We start from the raw sequence: 20,755 nt of genomic DNA, 5'->3' as shown, positions 1-20,755 counted from the left end.
GTGGACATCGGCGACCTGCACTTCACCTACGGCAACGTCGCGCTCTTCGCGGTCGGGGCGTTCCTGCTGGCGGGCGTCTACAGCTTCGTCAAGCAGGGCCTGAAGATCGCCGCCCTGATCGTGCTCGTCCTCGCCGGCCTGGCCATCGCCGGGGGCGTGTCGTGGCTGTGAAGAACATCGTGATCCTCGACTACGGGTCGGGGAACCTGCGCTCGGCCGAACGCGCCGTCGCCCGCGCCGGCGCGGACGTGACGGTCACCGCCGACCGGGACGCCGCGCTCGCCGCCGACGGCCTCGTCGTCCCCGGCGTCGGCGCGTTCGCGGCGTGCATGGCGGGCCTGCGCTCGGTCGGCGGCGACCAGGTCATCGGCCGCCGCCTCGCCGGCGGGCGTCCCGTCCTCGGCATCTGCGTCGGCATGCAGATCCTGTTCACCAAGGGCATCGAGCACGGCGTCACCACCGAGGGCTGCGACGAGTGGCCCGGCACGGTCGACCGCCTCGACGCCCCGGTCGTCCCGCACATGGGCTGGAACACCGTGGACGTCCCCGGGGGCTCGGCCCTCTTCCGCGGCCTGGAGGACGCCCGGTTCTACTTCGTGCACTCCTACGCCGCCCGCCGCTGGGACCTGGAACCGGACCCGACCGGCCTCATCGCGCCGCCCCTGGTCACCTGGGCCGAGCACGGCGGCCGCTTCGTCGCCGCCGTCGAGAACGGCCCCCTGTGCGCCACCCAGTTCCACCCGGAGAAGTCCGGCGACGCGGGCGCGGACCTCCTCCGCAACTGGCTCACGTCCCTGTCCTGACCCCGCCACATCGCGGACGGTGATCTGTTAAGGCCTGACTCACCATGAAGCAAGCTCGCAGCACGGCAGGACAGGCCTTAACAAAAAGAAATATTGGCAATGAGCTCGCGGGAGCCGGCGGTCCGGGGCTAAGGTGGGTAGCAACAAAGACCGGCGGCCGTCTCGATCGAGACGGCCGCCGGGAGAGTACCTCTGTGCCTTGGGTGGCATGCGAAGCAGAGGCGGACCCAGGGCGTACGAGTGCACTATACCACATGACCTTTGCGTCCTCAGGGATGCCGAGCAGGCGGGAGATGCCGGTGAGCGTTGAAGAGCTTCGCTGGGCGCACGCCGCCTTCTCCTCGGCGAGGATGGCGCCCTATCTGGCCGCCAGCGGCGGCGACCTTGCGCAAGCGATGCGCCTGTACTGGTGGAACGTGGAGGCGTCCGCCGCCTTTTACGGCCCTCTCCATTGCCTTGAGGTCACGCTCCGGAACGCCTTGCACACCCAGCTCTACGGCAGGCACGGGCGCCCGGATTGGTGGGCGAACGCACGGCTCACCGATGAGGGACGGCGCAGTGTGGAGCAGGCCAGGTCGAAACTGCGGAGACGAGCGATGCGCGACCCGAGCCCCGATGCCATCGTCGCGGAACTCACCTTCGGGTTCTGGGTGTCGCTGCTCAGTCACCGCGCTGACCGGCATTTCTGGGTACCCGCCCTGCATCGTGCGTTCCCCGGGTACTCGGGACCGCGCCGCGAGCTCCACGCCGAGATGTACGAAGCTCTTCAGTTCCGTAACCGGGTCATGCATCACGAGCCGATTCACCACCGGGTGCTGGAGAAGGACCACGAAAGGGTGTTCCGGCTACTCGGTCACCTTTCGCCGGAGTGCGTGGTGCTGGCCCGGGAGCTGGACCGTATCCCGGAGGTGCTCCGACGACGCGACGATGTCTGCGCAGGCCGGCTCAGGCTGAGCTTCTGAAAGGACCCGGGATGAGGACCGAGTGCGTATCCCTGGCCGAAATCGCGCGTCGGGCGAGTGTCCAGCGGCCGGCTGTCTCCAACTGGAAACGGCGCCACACCGATTTCCCGGACCCCGTCGAAGGTGCTGAGGGCGACCTCTTCGACTCCGCCGAGATCGCCGCATGGCTGGACGGCCGGAGGATCCCGGTGAACGCGCTCCGCCCCGGCGAGCAGACCGGGACCACGTTCGGCGATCGCTTCCGCGCAGCGGCCGTCGGGGCGGACCGGGTACCGGCACGGCCGCAAGAACCGGCACCGTCGCGCACCTGGATCGCGGACGAGATCATGGAGATCCTCTGGCGCGTACGCGACTTCGCCGACCCCAGCGACCACGCGGATCTCGTGCTGACCCTTCTGTGCCACCGTTTCGTCGATCCAGGTGGCTCGGATCGGCTCTCTGAAGACTTGGCCGGCGTTTCCTCGGTCGATGCCGCTGACCTTTTTCGCTCGGCGTGGATCGACGGGATGCCCAGGGAAGTCGGCCTCCCCCTCGATCCCCCCTTGCCGCGTGACAGGGATCGTGCCGGTGAGACCATACGCGCTGTCGTGCGAGTGCTCGACGGCGCCGGGGACGTCCTGCGGTGGCGTGCGGACGCGGTGGCGCTGTACGGGGAGATTCTGGAACGGGTCCTCGACTCAGAGGGCCATCGCGGTGGGGAGTTCTACACGCCCCGGTCGTTGGTGCACCTGATGGTCGATCTCGTTGAACCGTCCGCGAAGGATCGGATCCTGGACCCTTCCTGCGGGACGGGCGGCCTCCTCGCCGCGGCAGCCGACCGGGCCGTCCCCGCCGGTGGACGGGAGGAGGCGGCACCGCCCCGGGCGACGGGACAGGCCCTGGGGGAGCGCGCCCGGTACCTGGCCGCGATGAACCTTCTCCTGCACGGGCACCTCGCCGACGTCCGGATCGGAGCGCTGGAAGCCCTCGATCACGGTCCCCGAAGCGATGATCGATACGACGTCGTGATCACCAATCCGCCGTTCAACCTTGCCCTCGGGGGCCGAGACGGAGGGGGTGCTCACCTGCCGTACGGCCCAACGCGGAACGCCGTCTTCGCGTGGCTGCAGCACGCCGTGGCGGTGTTGTCCGCGCGGGGACGTGCCGCCGTCCTCACTCCCCGGGGCGCGACGTTCAGGACGCAGCGGGCGGAGCGCTCGATCAGGACTGCCATGGTGGAGAACGGAGTGATCGATTGCGTCATCGACCTCCCCCCGAATCTCTTCGCGTCGACGGCGATCCCGGTGAGCCTGTGGATCCTTCGGAGGGGCGGGAGCGCCACGGACGGGCTCCTTCTGATCGACGCGTCCCGGCTCGGAGAGGCGCGGTCCCGGACTGTGCGGAAGCTCGGCGACGACGATCTTCGCAAGATCACCGAAACGTACCGTGGGTGGCGGGGTGGCCGGTTCGAGGGCGAGCGCGGTTTCGCCCGCCGCGCCGACCTGGAGATGATCCGGGCGCACGATCATTCGCTGAGCCCCCGTCTATACGTCGGGTCCGATGTCGTACCGATCGACACGGCATCGGCGGAAGACGGCGTCCTGCGGCACTGGGATGATCTGCAACGTCTCCGGGTGTGCGCTGCGCGGATCGATGATGAGCTTGGTAAGCGGCTCTGGGGTGAGGCATGACTGAGGGCCTGATCGGTCCGATCCCGGACGCGTGGGAGACCGCACCTCTTGGCGATGTATGCCAGATCCAGGCGGGTCTCTCGAAGCGGGCCGGGCGTGAATCGCCGGGTGGTGTGCCGCTGGTCATGATCGCAAACATCGCAAACGGGCGGATCACGGCGCATGGCCTGGCCCGCATCGACCTGCCGGGCGGCGCGAGGAAGGACCGCTATTCTCTCCGGTCCGGCGATGTGGTCTTCGCCCGCACTGGTGACCTGGGCCGTTGCGCGCTGACGACCGTGGAGAACACGGGGTGGCTCGTCGGTGGCGGATGCCTGCGGCTGCGCCCGGAGCCGCAGGTCATGGCGCGCTATCTCGTTCACTACCTGGAGCATTCGGAGGTGAGGGAATGGCTTCGGAGGGCCTCGACCGGGTCGGTCATCCCGAACCTGAGTGTCAGAACGCTCGCCGAGATGCCGGTGGCGGTGCCGCCCCTCGACGAGCAGAGGGCGATGACCGATATCCTCGGACTGCTGGACGAGAAGATCGCCGTCCATGAGGAGATCATCCGCTCGACCGTCGAACTCCGCGACTCGGTGTCGCGGCTCCTGTTCAGCGGTTCGCGCCCCCCGTTCAGCACGGTTCGATCCTGAGCATGTGACGGCGGGTCCGCCCCTGCTCGGGGAAACTCACCGGCCTCGATAAGGTTTCCGCATGACTCTGACGCTCCTTCCCGCCGTCGACGTCGCCGATGGCCAGGCCGTGCGCCTGGTCCAGGGCGAGGCCGGCACCGAGACCTCCTACGGCGCCCCGCTGGAGGCGGCGCTGGCGTGGCAGCGCGCGGGGGCGGAGTGGATCCATCTGGTCGACCTGGACGCCGCCTTCGGCCGCGGGTCCAACCGCGAGCTGCTCGCCGAGGTGACGGGGAAGCTGGACGTGAAGGTGGAGCTGTCCGGCGGCATCCGCGACGACGCGTCCCTGGAGGCGGCCCTGGCCACCGGCTGCGCCCGCGTCAACATCGGAACCGCGGCGCTGGAGGACCCCGAGTGGTGCCGCAAGATCATCGCCTCGCACGGCGACAAGATCGCGGTGGGGCTGGACGTGCGGGGCACGACGCTCGCCGCCCGCGGCTGGACCCAGGAGGGCGGCGACCTGTGGGAGGTCCTCGCCCGGCTGGAGGACGACGGCTGCCCCCGCTACGTGGTCACCGACGTCACCAAGGACGGTACGCTGCGCGGCCCCAACACCGGGCTGCTCCGCGAGGTCTGCGCCCGCACCGACAAGCCCGTCATCGCCTCCGGCGGCGTCTCGTCCCTGGACGACCTGCGCGCCCTGGCCGGGCTGGTCGCCGATGGCGTCGAGGGAGCGATCGTCGGCAAGGCCCTCTACGCGCAGGCGTTCACGCTCGAAGAGGCCCTGGAGGCCGTCAAGTGACCGTGGCCGTGCGGGTGATCCCGTGCCTGGACGTCGACGCCGGGCGCGTGGTCAAGGGCGTCAACTTCCAGAACCTGCGGGACGCCGGCGACCCCGTCGAGCTGGCCCGCCGCTACGACGCCGAGGGCGCCGACGAGCTCACCTTCCTGGACATCACCGCCTCCAGCGGCGACCGCTCCACGACCTACGACGTCGTCCGCCGCACCGCCGAGCAGGTGTTCATCCCGCTCACGGTCGGCGGCGGCGTCCGGACCGTCGAGGACGTCGACCGGCTGCTGCGCGCGGGCGCCGACAAGGTGTCGATCAACACGGCCGCGATCGCGCGCCCGGAGTTCCTCCGGGAGGCCGCGCACCGCTTCGGATCGCAGTGCGTCGTCCTGTCGGTCGACGCCCGCCGCGCCGGGGAGACCCCGTCCGGCTTCGAGGTGACGACCCACGGCGGCCGCGAGGGGACGGGCATCGACGCGATCGAGTGGGCGCGCCGCGGCCAGGAACTCGGCGTCGGCGAGATCCTGCTGAACTCCATGGACGCCGACGGCACCAAGGCCGGGTTCGACCTGGAGATGCTGCGCCGGGTCCGGGAGACGGTGACCGTGCCGGTGATCGCCAGCGGCGGCGCCGGTGCCGTCGAGCACTTCGCCCCGGCCGTGGACGCGGGCGCGGACGCCGTCCTGGCCGCCAGCGTCTTCCACTTCGGCGAACTCAAGATCTCCGAGGTCAAGACCGCGCTGAGCACCGCCGGTCACCCCGTCCGCTGAACAGAGGCCCCCGGATGACCATCGCGCTCGCGACCTGCTCGCTGCTGCCCGGCGGAAACGACGACATGCGCGCCCTGATCGCCGCCCTGGGCGCCGAGGGCCTCGGCGCCGAGCCCGCGGTCTGGGACGGCGACGTCGACTGGTCCCGATACGACCTGGTCGTCATCCGCTCCACCTGGGACTACCCCGGGAAGAGGAACGCGTTCGTGGCGTGGGCCGAGGGCCTGCCGCACGTCCTGAATCCCGCCGCGGTCATACGCTGGAACACCGACAAGCGCTATCTCCGCGACCTCGCCGACGCGGGCCTGCCCGTCGTCCCGACCCTGTGGGACCCGGAGGACGTCCCGTCCGACTGGCCCGAGTACGTGATCAAACCCGCCGTCTCGATCGGCTCCCGCGACACGGCCCGCTGGGGCCCGGGGGAGGAGGACGAGGCCAGAGCCCACCTCCATTCGCTGCGCGACGCGGGCCGGACGGTGATGGTCCAGCCGTACCTGCCCGCGGTCGACACCGCCGGCGAGACGGCGCTGGTCTTCTGCGAGGGCGAGTACGCCCACGCCGCCCGCAAGGCGCAGATCCTCACCGCGGGCGCGGGCGTCCAGGGCCCCGTCAGGAACGACCCGACCCGCGGCCAGATCACCGCGACCACGCCCACCGAAGCCGAGCTGGACGTCGCGCACCGCGCCCTGGCCGCCCTCCCAGGCGCCCCCGACCTCCTCTACGCCCGCGTAGACCTCATCCCAGGCCCGGACGGCACCCCACTGATCATCGAAGTGGAACTGACCGAACCCAACCTCTACCTCCCACACGCCCCGCCCAGCGCCAAGAAGTTCGCCAAGGCCATATCCGCCCGCCTTTAGCCCTGAACCGCTCGCACCGACATCAGCCGACGCCGCACCACGCAACGACCTCAACAGTCGCGATCGCGTCCGAAGGCAGGTTCGAGCCTGCGAGAACCTGATCGCGCAGCGAGCCCCCAGGGCGAGCAGGAGCGATGCAGCGATCGCACCGCAGTGCCCGCCGAAGGAAGGCCCTCTAGGGCCTGACGCCAAGGGCACTGCCATGAACAGGAAGCAGGATCGCGGATGGGTGGTCCGGGTCGTGGAAGAGTTCCTGGTGGGCCTTGACCGTTCGGGTCGCGGTGGCCAGGGGGTCGCCGGTGCCGGGGTTGGCGGCGACCTTGGGGTGGGCGCCGCTGGTGACGTGGACGCGGATGCGGTGGCCGCGGGCGAAGCGGTGACCGACCGGCCACAGCTCCATGGCGACGTGGCGGACGCCGTCGGAGCCGGGCTCCGGGGTGCCCGGGACGAGGCGCCGCATCCCCTCGCACAGGTTCAGGGACTCGCCCTCCGGGGTGACGTCGCACAGCCGCACGATGAAGTCGGTATGCTCGCGGTTCGAGCGGATGTGCAGGTCTGCGGCGACCGGGCCGATGACGTCCAGGTCCTCGTCGAGGACGGTGGAGGTATAGGTCAGCACGTCACGGCGGCGTTCCAGGCGTTTCTGGTCGGTGGACGGGCGGGTCTCGCCGAGCAGGGTGGGGCCGCCGAGGAACGGCGTGGGATGCTCCGGGTCGTACACGTAGGTGTCGGGCTCGGACTCGGGCGGCGCACCGGGGGACAGGGCGCCGGCGGGCTGCAGGTGCCAGCGTTCCTCGCGCATGCCGGGCACGGGCCAGTCGGGGAACTCGCGCCACTCGCCCGCGCCCGTGATGTACAGCCGGACCGGCTGCTCCCGCAGCTCGGACGGGTCGTCCAGCAGGTGCGCGCGGAACCAGGCGACCGACTCGCCGACCGATCCGCGCATCATCCGCTGGTCGGCGTGGAACCACGGGCCGATCGTCAGGTAGGGGTGCTGCCCGGCGGCGCGCAGCGCGGCGTAGTCCTTCATCTGCCACGGCAGGAAGATGTCGTACCAGCCGCCGGTCATGTTCACCGGCGCGGTGACCTGCGAGACGGTGGTGCTGAAGTCGCGCTTGTCCCAGAACGAGGTGTCGGGGCCGTTGACGAGCAGTTCCTGGAAGAACCGCTGCTGCCCGCCCGTCGCGAGCCGGTCGAGTTCGGCGATCGGACGTCCCGAGAGCGTGGCGCGGCGGGCGCGGCGCGGCGACATGATCCCGGTCGTGATGCCGGACAGGGAGCTCTTCATCCGGGCGGTGAGGTCCACCCAGATGAGCGTCGACTCCAGCGCGAACGTCCCGCCGACGTGCACGGCGTCGCGGAAGGTCGAGGCGGTGACCTGCATCGACAGCGCCTTGAGTTCGGGGCCGGCGTCGGCGGCGACGGCCCACTGCACGTAGCCGAGGTAGCTGGGGCCGTGCATCGCGAACGTCCCGCCGAACCACGGCTGTGATTTCAGCCACTCGATGGTGGCCAGGCCGTCCTCGCGCTCGTCCAGCGCCTCGAACACGCCGCCGGACCCGAACCCGCCGCGGACGCTCTGCACCACGGCCTGGAACCCGTGCGACGCGAACGCCTGCCCGCACATGAGCCCGAACGGCCCGCGCCGCCCGTAGGGGGAGCGGACGAGTACCGTGGGCGCCCGCTCGGCGCCCGCGGGCGCGTAGCGGTCCGCGAGCAGCGTCACCCCGTCGGCCGCCGGGACCTCGAGGTCGCGCTCGACCGTGACCCGGTGGGGGCCGTTCCGCAGTCCCAGCGCCGTGACCCCCAGCCGGCGCATCATTCCCACCCCTGCCACTTGATCGATCGTAATCGGCCCGCCGGCCGAGCAGGCGACCGAGGCAGGTGATGTGCCTCGCACACTCGCGGTCTTCTATACGATCGAGGACGCGCAAGGCGCATAACGGGATCTGACGGGCAGGCATCGGGGCCGCCCGCACGGAGGGGAGAAACGCACACGCATGGGCGATCTGAGCTGGGGACGCGTCATCACCGCCGGGGTCGTGCTGGCGGCCGCTCTGGCGATCGCGGTGTTCCTGCGTCTGCTGACCAGCCGGCTGACCAAGCAGGCGGGCAACACCCGGTCGCCGTGGGACGATCTCGGCGCCCGGCTGATCCGGGATCTCGCGGTGCCCATCTCGGTGATCCTGGGCCTCTGGATCTCGGCCAAGGTGCTGGAACTGCCGCGGGGCACGCTCGACGCCACGGCCAAGGTCCTCACCGCCGTGACGATCTTCGTGATCACGCTGTGCCTGGCCCGGCTGATCGCCGCCGGGGTCAGCTCGGTCGCGCTGGCCAGGCAGGGCGTCGCCGGCAACGTGACGATCTTCGCCAACATCACCCGGGTGATCGTGCTCGGCGTCGGCATCATGGTGATGCTGCAGAGCCTGGGGGTGTCGATCACGCCGCTGCTCGGCGCCCTGGGCGTCGGCGGCCTGGCGGTCGCGCTAGCGCTGCAGGACACGCTGGCGAACCTGTTCGCGGGCGTGCACGTCCTGGCGGCCAAGACCATCGAGCCCGGCGACTACATCAAGCTGTCCACCGGGCAGGAGGGGTACGTCGTCGACATCAACTGGCGTAACACCTCCATCCGGACGCTGTCGGACAACATCGAAGTCATCCCGAACATGAGGTTCTCCGACACGATCCTCACCAACTTCAGCCGTCCCGCACAGGACATGTACATCCTGGTGGACGCGAAGGTGCACTACGAGGCCGACCTGGACGCGGTCGAGGACCTCTGCATCGAGGTCGGCCGCGACGTGATGAAGGAGGTGCAGGGCGGGGTGGCCGACAGCGACATCTTCGTGCGGTTCAAGAACTTCGACGACGGGGCCGTCGGTTTCCACGTGATCCTGCGGTCCTCGGAGTTCGGCGACCAGTTCCGCATCAGCCACGAGTACCTCAAGCGCCTGCACCGGGCGATCCGCGACCGGGGCATCCAGCCGCCCTACTGGCAGCACCGCGTCTCCCTCGACGACAGGCCGGCCGGCAACGGCGTGCCCGTCCCGAGGGGAGTCCCGGGGGGAGAGGCGCCGCCGCGCCGGGAGGAACTGGCCCGCGACCGGGGGCAGGGCGGCGACGCCGAACCCGCCGGGGAGGGCGACGCGGCCCTCTGAGCGCCCGTCCGAGCGCCCGTCTGATCGTCCGTTGATCGTCCGTCCGGTCGCTCCGGTGCGGCCCGGTGCGCGGGCGCCAGGAACGGTCTACGCGGGCGGGGGAGTGTCGTCGCCGATGCCGTCCGCGGTGAGCAGGCCGCCGAGGCTGTCCTCCCCGTAGCGCAGGTGCTTCTCCAGGGAGACGAGCGCCCCGTCCTGGGGGAGCGTCCGGAACCGGACGTCGTCGGCCAGCGCCCTCATGATCAGCAGACCGCGGCCCTGCTCGGCCACCGGCTCCGGATGCGGGACGCGCCCGGCGTCGAACCCCGTCCCGGAGTCGATCACCTTGATCATGCAGCGGCAGTCCTGGATCGTGGCCCGCACCGTGTAGTCGGCGCCGTGCTCGGCGTGCCTGATCACGTTGGTGCACGCCTCGGTGAGCATCACCTCGATGTCGTCGCGGATCTCGTCCTCCACCCCGAGGGCGGTCAGCGCCGCGTCCAGCAGCCTCCGCGTCGCCGGGACGCTCGCCGCGTCCCGGGGGAGCAGGAGGTCGAGGCTGATCTCCACATTGTCTCCGTCCACGTTCCGTCCAGGAGAATCGTGCCCTTTCGGACACGCTCAAACATGGAACGGGACGCCCTGCCCCCGCCGGGCGGGCGGCTCAGCCGCTGGCGACGGCCGCGTTGTACTGGCGGACCAGCTTTCGGGCGGCCGCCGCCGCCGGGCCCGTCCGGGCCGTCAGCTCCTCGATGCGCCGCTTGTGCCGCCGCCGGTCCGGCCCCGGCAGGACGGTCTTCAGCTCGCCCGCCGCCGCCAGCGCGACCGCCGCCGCGTCGTAGCTGTGCACATGGGCCACCGGACGTCCCCGCAGTGCCGACGACGCCCCGCCCCACAGCGACTTCACCACCCGGGGATCCTTGACGATGATCTCCTGGCGGGGGATCAGCCCCATCACCCGGCGCGTCCGCACGCGGATCCACCCGTCGCGGACGAGCTCGTCGCGCACCTTGCCCGCCAGTGCCTTGCCGTCCTTGCGCACCCAGTGCTGCCACGACCGGGGCCGTGACTCGGTGATCTGCGCGAGCACCCCGTACGGATCCTCACCCGGCGTGCCAGGGACGGGCTTGCCCCGCTCCTCGCCGAGCCGGCCGTCGAGGTACAGCTCGGTCAGGGCGGCCGCGCGCAGCACGTAGCCGAGCTGCGTCCCCCCTTTGCTCATCTTGTGCTTCTTCAGGTCGTAGGCCAGCAGGTACATCCGCGCCGGCAGCGATTCCGGAACATGGACCATGACTATTCCTCGCCCCCGCCGGGCGGCGGGTCGTTCTCGTCCTCGGTGGTCCTGCGGGGGCGCCCGCGCCCGCGCATTCCCCGGGCCGACCCGGGCATCCGCCCGGCGTCGGCGAGCGCCCGCCGCAGCAGGAACTCGATCTGCGCGTTGGTGCTGCGCAGCTCGTCCCCGGCCCACCGGGCCAGCGCGTCGTGCACGGCCGGGTCGAGCCGCAGCAGGATCTTCTTGCGCTCAGTCACTGGTCGTGGGGGTCACTGGTACAGGCTTCCAGTGTTCACCACGGGCTGAGCGTCCCGGTCGGCGCACAGGACGACGAGCAGGTTGCTGACCATCGTCGCCTTGCGCTCCTCGTCCAGCTCGACGACGCCGTCCTCCTCGAGCTGGTTCAGCGCGAGCTGCACCATGCCGACCGCGCCCTCCACGATCCGCTGCCGTGCCGCGACGACCGCGCCCGCCTGCTGGCGGCGCAGCATCGCCTGCGCGATCTCCGGCGCGTACGCCAGCCCGGTGATCCGCGACTCGATGATGTCCACCCCGGCGGACGCGACCCGCTCGGACAGCTCCGCCGACAGCTGCGCGGTGATCTCGTCGGCGTTGTCGCGCAGCGAGATCCGGTCGGCGGCGTCGTAGGGGAAGCTGCCCGCGATGTGCCGGACGGCGGCCTCGGTCTGGAACGCCACGAACTCCACGAAGTCGTCGACCTCGAACATGGCACGCGCGGTGTCGGCGACCTGCCACACCACCACGGCCGTGATCTCGATCGGGTTCCCGTCCAGGTCGTTGACCTTGGCCAGCCCGGTCTCGTGGTTGCGGATCCGCGTCGAGACGCGAGGGCGGACGGTCAGCGGGTTCACCCAGCGGAGCCCGTCGTTGCGGATCGTCCCCTTGTAGCGGCCGAGGAGCTGCAGCACCCGCGCCTCGTTGGGCGCCACGGGCGTCAGCCCGGCCGCGACGACCAGCCCGGCGATCATGAGCAGCGTCCCGGCGGTGATGCCCGCGGCGAGGCCGGCGACCCCTCCGGACGCGACCCCGATGAGCACCACCGCGACGCCCAGCAGGATCAGCGCCACGGCTAGCGCCAGCATGGCCCAGCCGCCGCGATCCCCTGCCGGGCGCTCCGTGATCTTCGGGCGCGGCATGTCCACCTTCGTCGTCTCGTCGACCATGTGAGTTCTCCTCGTCTTCGTTATCACCAACCTAGCAAAGTGATATCACTTTTCCTAATGCGGGGGTCGGTCAGCGGACGGTGACCAGGTCGGGCTCCTCCTCCTCGGTGATCACCTTGGGAACGTCGCGGAGCGTGATGAGCGAGAACACGGCGACCAGCGCGGCGAGCCCGGCGCTGCACAGCAGGGCCGCGTGCATGCCGTCCACGAACGCGTCCCGGGCGGCGGCGCCGACCTGGCCGGCCAGGTCCCCGGGCAGGGTCGCCGCGGCCTGGAGCGCCCCGGCGATGGAGTCCCCGGCGGCCGACGCCGCCGGGCCGGGCACGCCCGCGGGCAGCTCCAGAACGCTCCGGTACACCGCGTTCAGCACGCTGCCGAGCACCGCCATGCCGAGCGCGCCGCCCAGCTCCATGCCCGTCTCGGAGATCGCCGACGCGGCGCCCGAGCGGTCCTTCGGGACCGACGCGAGGACGGTGTCGCCGGTGACCGTGAGCCCGATGCCCATGCCGACCCCGGCCAGCAGCATCGCGGGCAGCATCATCCAGTACGAGGTGTCCAGGCCGACCGTCAGGAACAGCGTGTAGCCGCACGTGGCGAGCAGCATCCCGGCCGCGACGACCCGGGCCCGGCCGATCGCCGAGATCAGCGGCGGCGCCAGCAGCGCGCCGCCGATCATGGCGCCTGCCGCGCCGGGCAGCCCGGCCAGGCCCGCCTTCAGCGGCGACCAGCCGAGCGCGAGCTGGAAGAACAGCGAGAAGATCAGTGACTGGGCGACCAGCGCGAACATCGCGAACATGTTGGTGACGACCGAGCCGCTGAACGCGGCGCGCCGGAACAGCCGGACGTCGATCAGCGGCTCGTCCAGCCGGCTCTGCCGGACCACGAACGCGGTCAGCGCCAGCGCGCCGGCCGATGCGGAGACGTAGATCCATCCCTGGTCCAGGCCGTGCGCGGCGGCCTCCTTGACCGCGTACACGATGCCGAGGACGCCGGCCACCGACAGCGGCACGCTGAGCAGGTCGAGCCGTCCCGGAACCGGGTCGCGCGACTCGGTCAGCAGCACGGCGCCCGCGACGAACGCCGCCGCCATGACGGGCACGTTGACCAGGAAGACCGAGCCCCACCAGAAGTGTTCGAGCAGCGCGCCGCCGACGACCGGCCCGAGCCCGACCGCGAGCCCGGCGACGCCCATGAACGCGCCGACGGCCGCCGTCCTCTCCTTGGCGTCGGTGAAGGCGCGGCGGATCAGCGACAGGCAGGCCGGCATCAGCGTCGCCCCGGCGACGCCGAGCAGGGCGCGGGCCGCGATCAGCAGCTCGGCACTGGGCGCGTAGGCGGTCAGGACGGACGCGGCGGCGAACAGCGCCATCCCGGCCAGCAGCAGCCTCTTGTGGCCGATGCGGTCGCCGACGCCGCCCATCGTGACCAGCAGCGCGGCGAGGGCGAACCCGTAGGCGTCCGCGATCCACAGGATCTGGGTGGACGACGGGCGCAGGTCCGCGCTCAGATGCGGCACGGCCTGGTTGAGGGCGGTCAGGTCGATGCTGGGCACGGCGGCGACCAGCAGGCAGGTCACCAGCGTGGCCCATTTGCGTGTGGAGGAATCCATGCACGCGACCGTCGCGGGGCGCGCTGACCGTCCGCGCACCGCCGGCTGACGGCGCCGCCGGCACCGGTCAGCGGTGCGTCAGCAGCGCGAAGGCCCGCGGGCGGGGGAGCGCGGCCGCTTCGGCGAACACCGCCTCGTACGCCGCGCCGCCGAGCAGCGCGCGGGCGGCGGCCGCGACCCGCCCGGCGTCCGGGTCGCCGGGGATCCGGCCGCGCCGCAGCGCCGCCGCGAAGCCCAGCAGCCGCGCCGCCCGCTCGCCGTCGCCCTCCGCGACCGCCACATCGGCCAGCCCGATGGCCGCGATCGCCTGGTAGGCGTGGATCGGGCGGTCGGACGACGCGTCCAGCGCCTCGTGGAACAGGTCCAGCGCGCGTCCGCGGTCGCCCTCGGCGGCCGCCAGCCGGGCCAGCCCGACGAGCGCGGAGCCCCGCACCTCGGCGGCGGTGAAACGCTCGGAGGTGCACCGGGCCAGCGCCGTCTCGTACAACCGCCGCGCCCCGGCGGCGTCGCCGCGCAGCCGGGCCACCTCGCCGAGCCCCTGGTACCCGCCGGCGATCTTCTCGGGGGCGCCCGCGCGCCGGGCCGGCTCCAGGCCGCGCTCGTACCCGGCGTGCGCCGCGTCCAGGTCACCGCCGTGCAGATGCGTGAGGGCGCGCTGGTAGAGCAGGTCGGCGGTGTCCTCCAGCGCGCCGAGCTGCTCCACCAGCTCCAGCGCCTCCTCCTGAAGCGCGAGTGCCCGGTCCCGGTCGCCGCGCAGGTCGGCCACCTGGGCGAGCGCGTCCAGCGAGCTGGCCGTGCCCCAGCGGTCACCGCAGGCCCGGAACCCCCGGACGGCCTCGGCGCACGCCTCCTCCGCGTCCGCCAGGTCGTAGTGGATCTGGGCGAGGAACCCGGCGCCCATGCTGAGCAGCGCCTTCGTCCACGGGTCGTCGCCGGTCTGGACGGCGCCGGTCTGGCCGGCGGCGTCCTGGCCGGCGGTGTCCAGGCCGGCGAAGAAGCCGTAGTCGGCGGCGGGCCCGGAGATCATCGCCAGCATCACGAGGGTGGCCGGGTACCTCAGCGGGCCCTCCACGCGGCGCAGCAGCACGGTCGCCCGGTCGAGCCACCCGGCCGCCCGCTCACCGGTGACGCCGCCCGACACCGCGTTGGTGGCGCACAGGGCGTACTCCTCGTACAGCCCCTCCGGCGGCTCGCCGACGACGTCCAGCAGCTCGGACGCCAGCGACGCGCCCTCGATGCGTCCCCTCAGCAGCCAGTACCACGTCAGCGACGCGGTCAGCCGCAGCGCCGTCGCCGGATCCCGGCGGACGGACCGGCGCAGCGCCGCGTGCAGGTTCCCGTGCTCGGCGGCGAGCACCCCGAGCCATTCGAGCTGTGCGGCGCCGCGCAGCCGGGGGTCGGCTTCGCGTGCCAGGCCGAGGAAGTACCGCGCGTGCGCCTCCTCGAACCGCTCCGTCTCACCGGCCTCGGCGAGCCGCTCCGCGCAGAACGCGCGGACGGTGTCGAGCATCCGGTACCGGTCGCCGCCGGCCTGCAGCAGGGACTTGTCGGCCAGCCCGGCGACCAGCTCGTCGGTGTCGTCGGTGTCGCCGAGGTCGCAGACGCCCATGGCCGCCTCCAGCGTGAACCCGCCGGAGAAGACGGTGAGCCGCCGCGCGAGCGTCCGCTCCGCCTCGTCCAGCAGGTCCCAGCTCCACTCGACGACCGCCCGCAGCGTCTGGTGCCGGGGCGCGGCCGTGCGGTCGCCGCGCGACAGCAGCCGGAACCGGTCGTCCAGCCGCGTCGCGACCTGCGCGACCGGGAGCGACCGCAGCCGCGCCGCCGCCAGCTCGATCGCCAGCGGCAGCCCGTCGAGGGCCCGGCAGATCCGCCCGACGGCGTCGCCCTCCATCACGAAGTCCGGCCGGACCGCCTCGGCCCGGTCGAGGAACAGCCGCACCGCCGGATACGCGGCGAGCTCCGCCTCCGTCGCGCCGTCCGGCGGCGGTTCCAGCGGCGGCACCGGCCACAGCGCCTCACCGGTGATCCCGAGCGACTCCCGGCTGGTCGCCAGCACCCGCAGCCCCGGGCAGGCGCGCAGCAGCCGGTGCGTGAGCGCCGCGACGGCCGCCACGACGTGCTCGCAGTTGTCCAGGACGAGCAGCAGCCGCCGCCCCTCCAGCCCGGTGATCAGCCGCTCCTCGGTGTCCGCCGGCAGGCCGGGCACCGGCCGCACCCCCGCCGCCCGGAGCCCGAGCGCACCGAGCAGCGCCTTGGGCACGTCACCCGGATCGACCGGCGCCAGATCGACGAAGCAGACCTCGCCGTCCTCCCGCCGCGCCGCCTCGACCGCCAGCCGGGTCTTGCCCGCGCCACCGGGCCCGAGCAGCGTGACGAGCCGCCCGGCCGCGAGCATCTTCCCGACCCGCCGCAGCTCGGTCTCGCGACCCACGAAGCTGGTGAGCTGCGCCGGCAGCCTGGGCCGGACGGTTTCGCCGCCTTCACCCCGCAGGATCGCCACATGCACGTCCGCGAGCTCCCGCGAAGGATCGGCGCCCAGCTCGTCGGCCAGGATCCGGCGGCCCTCCTCGAACACCGCGAGCGCCTCCGCCTGCCGCCCTTCCGCGTGCAGCGCCCGCATCAGCGTCGCGCGCGCCCGCTCCCGCAGCGGCTGCGCGTCCACCAGCTCCCGCAGCGCCGGAACGACCGCGCCGGCGTCGCCGTCCTTGACCGCGGCGTCGCCGTACTCCTCGACGACCGAGGCCCGCTCCTCGTCCAGCCGAGCCACCTGCGGCCCGGCGAACGGCGCCCCCAGGTCCGCCAGCGCGGGCCCGCGCCAGAGCGCGAGCGCCTCCCTGAACAGCCCGGCCGCCCGCGCGAACTCCCCGGCCGCCAGGGCCTCGCGCCCGCCGGCCGCCAGCAGCCCGAACCGGTGGACATCGACGTCGTCCGGATCGACGGCGATCCGGTATCCCGCCGGATGCCCCTCCACCAGGCCCGTGTCCCCGAGCCCCCGACGCAGCCGCGACACCTGCGACTGGAGCGCGTTCGCGGCACCGTCCGGCGGCTCGTCCCCGTACAGCCCGTCGATCAGCCGCTCGTGAGCGACGACCCGTCCGGCGTCCAGCAGCAGCATCGCCAGCAGAGCCCGCACCCTGGGCCCGCCCACCGGCACGGCGACCCCGTCCGCGCAGACCTCGACGGGCCCCAAGACGCCGAAACGCATGACCCGATTCTCCCGTATCCCTCGACTACGGTGGTGCCACCGACCCCGGAGGAGCACCATGAGCGAGATCCAGACCGTCACCGATTTCCTCTCGGCCCTGGAAGACCTCGACATCGACCGGGCCCTCACGTACGCCGACCCCGAGATCGTCTACCAGAACGTCCCGCTGCCGCCCGCGCGCGGCCTCCCCGCCGTCGAGAAGACGCTCCGCGCCATGGGCCGCTACGGCTCCGGCTTCGAGGCCCGCATCCACAACATCGCCTCCAGTGGCCCGGTCGTCCTGACCGAGCGCACCGACGTCCTGGAAGCGGGTGCGTGGCGCGCCGAGTTCTGGGTGTGCGGCACGTTCAAGGTGCAGGACGACCGCATCACCCTCTGGCGCGACTACTTCGACTGGACGACCGTCCTGGCCGCCTCCGCCAAGGGCCTGGGCGGCGTCCTCCTGTCGGCCCTCTCGCCCCGCCCCAAGACGACGTAACCGGTCCCCGCCGCGCGACCGGCCGGGGCACGCGCGCCCGCCGCTTCCGCCGGGCAGGCCCGGTACCCGACGCGCCAGACCCCGGTCCGGTGGACGGCGGCGTTCCCCCGGTCCCGTCTGCGTTCGCGAAAGAGACGGCAAAATCCGGTGTGATTCCCTGAAGTTTACGTTTCGGGCACCGGGTGCATTACCCGTGCGGTTCCAAGATGATCGAGGAATTGCGTCGCCGGAAAAGAGGGTGGCAATTCCCAAGGGGAACCAAGAAACGGGGGAAATGGGATGAGGCGTACTTTCGCGGCTTCGCTCGGCGCGGTCGTCGCAATCGCCGGGTTCGCGGCCTTCGCGCCTTCGAGCCAGGCGTCGGCCCCAGGCCGCGTCCACGTGGTGAAGCCGGGTCACTCGATCCAGAAGGCCGTCGACAAGGCGCGGCCGGGCGACGTGATCCAGCTCAAGGCGGGCCGCTACGACGGGGGAGTCCTCGTCCGCAAGCCGCTCACGATCCGCGGTGCGGGCAACAAGACCGTCCTGAGCCCGGGCAAGAAGGACCACTGCGCGAAGGTCAAGCAGCGCGGAATGGGCATCTGCGCGGTCGGCCGCGCCGGGCACCCGGTCAAGGACGTCACGGTCAAGAAGCTGAGCGTCCGGAACTTCAAGGAGACCGGGGTGTTCGGCTACTACACCGACAAGCTGACGGTGGAATACGTCCTGGCCATGAAGAACGGCGAATACGGCATCGCGGAGTACCGGTCCACCCGCGGAAAGTTCGCGCACAACCGGGTCGTGCACTCCGGTGAGCACGCCGGCCTCTACGTCGGCGACATCGCGAACGCGCACGGGACCGTCGTCACCGGGAACCACGCCTCCGGCAACGCGATGGGGCTGCTCGTCCGGCATGCCCGCAACGTCAAGGTGTGGGACAACACCTTCGTCCGGAACTGCACCGGGATCACCCTGGTCGACGACGGCCAGAAGGGCGGCCAGGGCAACACCGCGATCTGGAAGAACAAGGTCTCGAAGAACAACCGCAAGTGCAAGGCGCACGGCCCGGTCCCCGCGCTTCACGGCACCGGCATCCTGGCCTTCGGCGGCGACCACAACAGCATCCAGAAGAACGTGGTCAAGAAGAACAAGGGCAAGCTGCCCTACTCGGGCGGCATCGTCCTGAACCGCGGCGTTCCGCCGAAGAACCGCCCCGCCGAGCGCAACCTCATCAAGGCCAACCACGTCCGCGGCAACGCGCCGTACGACCTGGTCGACAAGAGCGGCAGCAAGACCAACCGCTTCCACGCCAACCGCTGCAAGACGTCCACGCCTCGCGGCCTCTGCTGAACGAGGACCGGCCGGGGAGGCCACGCCGGGAATCCACCCGGCGTGGCCTCCCGCAGAAAGGGCGCCCGGGAGCCGAACCGCCGCGCACACCGGGCCCGCCCACGCCATGATGGACCTCTGCCGAACCAGGGGAGGGCCATTGACGTCGACACCGGCCACACCGGCCGACGCGCCGGCCGCACCGGCCGCCCGCGCCCGCCACCCCGAACGCTGGCTCGCCGCCTGCGCCCTCTTCTACGGCCTCACCCACCACATCGGCTTCGGCCTCGCCGGACTCGGCACTGTGGGCGACACCCGGTGGGCCGACTGGGTCGACATCCTCACCCCCTACGCCGTCCTGCTCACCGCCGCCGCCGCACTCCACACCGGCCAGGCCGACCGCCGCAGCGGAATCGTCTTCCTCGTCGGCGCCATCACCTACGTCGAAGGACACGGCATCCACCTCGCCGCGAACTCCGTCGGCAACGACACCCCCGGCATCCCCGTCGTCCACCTCTGGGACGAAGTCGCCGGCCACTACATCTGGTACGCCGGGCTCGCCCTGGTCTTCGCCGCCCTCGCCCGCACCCTCGCGCACCGCCCCGCCCCGCCGTGGCCCCTCGCCCTCGTCCTCGCCCTCACGGTCGCCCTCACCTGGACCACCAACTCCCTCGAAGGCGGCACCGCCCTCATGGGCCTGATCATCGCCGCCGCCTTCACCGCGTGGGGCCTGCGAACCCGGCACCACCTGGGCCGCATCCTCATCCCCGCGTTCGCCCCCGCCGCCGTCGCCCTAGCCGTCTGGGGCATCTGGCACCGCGGCTTCCCCCAGCCGACCGACCTCGGCTGGCTCTGACCCGCCCGCCACGAGCGGAACGCAGGCGAGGACGTGCACACGCGCCGCGTCCTGTGCCGCCTAATGCGGAGACGCGGCGATCCGTGCGCGTTGGCTTTCGTCGTCGGAGAGGAACGACGCCAGCCGCTCCCCATGCTCGGTGATGGTGGTGCGGTCCTCGGGTGAAAGACGCTGAAGCGGGGTGACCACCACCGTGCCGTCGTCGATCGTCCAGGTCGCGGCGACTCTGCCGTCCACCAGGACGACGCGCTCGCCGGCGAACGAGAGGTTGCGGTCGGCGTCGTCGATGATGCGGCTGCGGTCGTGGTAGCCGAGGATCGCGTTGTCGAACGCCGGGAGGAACCGCACCGGTGCGGGCGTGTCGGGGTCGGGACGCGGCGCGCCGGGGAGGTCGAGCAGCTCGCGGCCGCGCTCGTCGCGGAAGGAGACCAGCTCCTCGCGTACCGCGGACACCGCTGCCGGAAGACCGGCCAGGCCGCACCAGGCGCGCAGGTCCGCCGAGGCCGCGGGCCCGTACGCGGCCAGGTAGCGCCGGACCAGCGCCTCGCCGACCGGGTCGGATCCGTCCTCGGGAAGTGGGGCGATCTCACCGCCGAGCCACGAGGGGATCGAGACGTGGCGCACTCCCGCCTTGGTGCGCCACAGCCCGCGCGGCGGGGCCTGCGCCAAGGGGACCAGCGAGATGAGCATCTCGCCCAGTGCGAGCCTTCCCGCCTCCGGCCAGCGTCCCTGCACGGCCTCCGCGAGTTCCCTCGTGGTGCGGGACTCGCCGCCGGCCATCACCTTACGGCCGGCCTCCGCGAGCTCGTCGAGATCCACCGTTTCGAGTTCGCGGCGGTAGATGCCCAGGACCCGCTGGCGGAACATGGCGTCGAAACGGAACCGCCAGGCGAGGACATCGCCGGCCGTGAGCAGGTGCACGGTGCGGCGCATCAGGTGGGTGCGCACCACGCGCCGCTCGGTCAGCAGGTCCGAGAGCGCCGACGGGGCGAACGCGCGCAGCCGGGACCAGAGCCCGACGAACGGCTCCTGCGGCTCCTGCGCCTGCAGCCCGCCGAGGTGCGCGACCGCATCGAGAACAGGCATGTCGGCGGGGTCGAGCAGCAGCTGCCTGGCGAGCGTCGCGCGGTTGAGCGCCCGGTTGTTCAGTACGGTCATGCCGCCACTCCACCACGTCCGTCGGACATCCGGGCCGCCTCTGCGGTCGGGAACGTCCGAGCCGCAACACGGCCGCGGTGA

General features: G+C 72.0%; 20 protein-coding genes. 12 read left to right on the top strand and 8 right to left on the bottom strand.

What is annotated here, in order from left to right; genetic code table 11:
* The 8 genes from E1285_RS45285 to E1285_RS02280 all read left to right on the top strand — a co-directional run bounded on the left by E1285_RS45285 (position 1) and on the right by E1285_RS02280 (position 6,466).
* The gene (locus tag E1285_RS45285) at positions 1–171 is read left to right on the top strand and encodes a hypothetical protein (protein ID WP_165966420.1); all 171 of its coding nucleotides are present in this window, start codon (positions 1–3) and stop codon (positions 169–171) included.
* The gene (gene hisH, locus E1285_RS02310) at positions 168–803 is read left to right on the top strand and encodes an imidazole glycerol phosphate synthase subunit HisH (RefSeq protein WP_207946355.1); all 636 of its coding nucleotides are present in this window, start codon (positions 168–170) and stop codon (positions 801–803) included. The genes E1285_RS45285 and hisH overlap by 4 nt, the downstream gene beginning before the upstream one ends.
* Before the next feature lie 299 nt (positions 804–1,102).
* The gene (locus E1285_RS02305; protein WP_243722487.1) at positions 1,103–1,765 is read left to right on the top strand and encodes a hypothetical protein; all 663 of its coding nucleotides are present in this window, start codon (positions 1,103–1,105) and stop codon (positions 1,763–1,765) included.
* A gap of 587 nt (positions 1,766–2,352) precedes the next feature.
* Positions 2,353–3,435, top strand: a complete 1,083-nt coding sequence (locus E1285_RS02300) for an N-6 DNA methylase (RefSeq protein ID WP_165966419.1) — start codon at positions 2,353–2,355, stop codon at positions 3,433–3,435.
* Positions 3,432–4,067: a restriction endonuclease subunit S gene (locus tag E1285_RS02295; RefSeq protein ID WP_132147374.1), complete on the top strand. Its 636-nt coding sequence runs from the start codon at positions 3,432–3,434 to the stop codon at positions 4,065–4,067. The genes E1285_RS02300 and E1285_RS02295 overlap by 4 nt, the downstream gene beginning before the upstream one ends.
* A 61-nt stretch (positions 4,068–4,128) precedes the next feature.
* Complete coding sequence (gene priA, locus E1285_RS02290) at positions 4,129–4,848, top strand: bifunctional 1-(5-phosphoribosyl)-5-((5-phosphoribosylamino)methylideneamino)imidazole-4-carboxamide isomerase/phosphoribosylanthranilate isomerase PriA (protein ID WP_132147371.1); 720 nt, start codon at positions 4,129–4,131, stop codon at positions 4,846–4,848.
* Positions 4,845–5,606: an imidazole glycerol phosphate synthase subunit HisF gene (hisF, locus tag E1285_RS02285; protein WP_132147368.1), complete on the top strand. Its 762-nt coding sequence runs from the start codon at positions 4,845–4,847 to the stop codon at positions 5,604–5,606. Before priA ends, hisF begins: the two co-directional genes overlap by 4 nt.
* A gap of 14 nt (positions 5,607–5,620) precedes the next feature.
* Positions 5,621–6,466 (top strand): hypothetical protein, encoded by an 846-nt coding sequence (locus E1285_RS02280; protein WP_132147365.1) that lies wholly within the window; start codon positions 5,621–5,623, stop codon positions 6,464–6,466.
* Positions 6,467–6,641: 175 nt separating this feature from the next.
* Here the strand turns inward: E1285_RS02280 and E1285_RS02275 are convergent, their stop codons facing one another.
* Positions 6,642–8,303 (bottom strand): CocE/NonD family hydrolase, encoded by a 1,662-nt coding sequence (locus E1285_RS02275; protein WP_243722486.1) that lies wholly within the window; start codon positions 8,301–8,303, stop codon positions 6,642–6,644.
* 163 nt (positions 8,304–8,466) lie between these two features.
* On the opposite strand from E1285_RS02275, the gene E1285_RS02270 reads away from it, so the two are divergent.
* Positions 8,467–9,624, top strand: a complete 1,158-nt coding sequence (locus E1285_RS02270) for a mechanosensitive ion channel family protein (protein ID WP_132147362.1) — start codon at positions 8,467–8,469, stop codon at positions 9,622–9,624.
* Between the two features lie 87 nt (positions 9,625–9,711).
* On the opposite strand, the gene E1285_RS02265 is transcribed toward E1285_RS02270, so the two are convergent.
* The 6 genes from E1285_RS02265 to E1285_RS02240 form a co-directional block, all read right to left on the bottom strand.
* Entirely contained in the window at positions 9,712–10,188 is a 477-nt protein-coding gene (locus tag E1285_RS02265) for an ATP-binding protein (RefSeq protein ID WP_243722485.1), read from the bottom strand.
* Positions 10,189–10,267: 79 nt separating this feature from the next.
* Entirely contained in the window at positions 10,268–10,894 is a 627-nt protein-coding gene (locus E1285_RS02260; protein WP_132147359.1) for a GPP34 family phosphoprotein, read from the bottom strand.
* Positions 10,895–10,896: 2 nt separating this feature from the next.
* Positions 10,897–11,133, bottom strand: coding sequence for a hypothetical protein (locus E1285_RS02255; RefSeq protein ID WP_132147356.1), 237 nt, complete (start codon positions 11,131–11,133; stop codon positions 10,897–10,899).
* Positions 11,134–11,145: 12 nt separating this feature from the next.
* Positions 11,146–12,033: an SPFH domain-containing protein gene (locus E1285_RS02250; protein WP_243722492.1), complete on the bottom strand. Its 888-nt coding sequence runs from the start codon at positions 12,031–12,033 to the stop codon at positions 11,146–11,148.
* Between the two features lie 97 nt (positions 12,034–12,130).
* Positions 12,131–13,669 carry an MFS transporter gene (locus E1285_RS02245; RefSeq protein ID WP_132147350.1) on the bottom strand — a complete coding sequence of 513 codons (1,539 nt, stop codon included), beginning with the start codon at positions 13,667–13,669 and terminating at the stop codon, positions 12,131–12,133.
* Between the two features lie 67 nt (positions 13,670–13,736).
* Positions 13,737–16,874 (bottom strand): BTAD domain-containing putative transcriptional regulator, encoded by a 3,138-nt coding sequence (locus E1285_RS02240; protein ID WP_132147347.1) that lies wholly within the window; start codon positions 16,872–16,874, stop codon positions 13,737–13,739.
* 58 nt (positions 16,875–16,932) lie between these two features.
* On the opposite strand from E1285_RS02240, the gene E1285_RS02235 reads away from it, so the two are divergent.
* From E1285_RS02235 to E1285_RS02225, 3 genes are all read left to right on the top strand, one after another.
* Positions 16,933–17,352: a limonene-1,2-epoxide hydrolase family protein gene (locus E1285_RS02235; RefSeq protein WP_132147344.1), complete on the top strand. Its 420-nt coding sequence runs from the start codon at positions 16,933–16,935 to the stop codon at positions 17,350–17,352.
* Between the two features lie 279 nt (positions 17,353–17,631).
* Positions 17,632–18,681, top strand: coding sequence for a right-handed parallel beta-helix repeat-containing protein (locus tag E1285_RS02230; RefSeq protein ID WP_132147341.1), 1,050 nt, complete (start codon positions 17,632–17,634; stop codon positions 18,679–18,681).
* 139 nt (positions 18,682–18,820) lie between these two features.
* Complete coding sequence (locus E1285_RS02225) at positions 18,821–19,516, top strand: hypothetical protein (RefSeq protein WP_132147338.1); 696 nt, start codon at positions 18,821–18,823, stop codon at positions 19,514–19,516.
* Between the two features lie 60 nt (positions 19,517–19,576).
* Here E1285_RS02225 and E1285_RS02220 read toward each other — a convergent pair whose 3' ends face one another.
* Entirely contained in the window at positions 19,577–20,674 is a 1,098-nt protein-coding gene (locus E1285_RS02220) for a winged helix DNA-binding domain-containing protein (protein WP_132147335.1), read from the bottom strand.
* Positions 20,675–20,755 lie beyond the last annotated feature (81 nt).

Origin of the sequence: Actinomadura sp. 7K507, assembly GCF_004348425.1 — a bacterium.
Lineage (GTDB): Bacteria > Actinomycetota > Actinomycetes > Streptosporangiales > Streptosporangiaceae > Spirillospora.
This window is presented reverse-complemented; position numbering and strand designations above follow the sequence as displayed.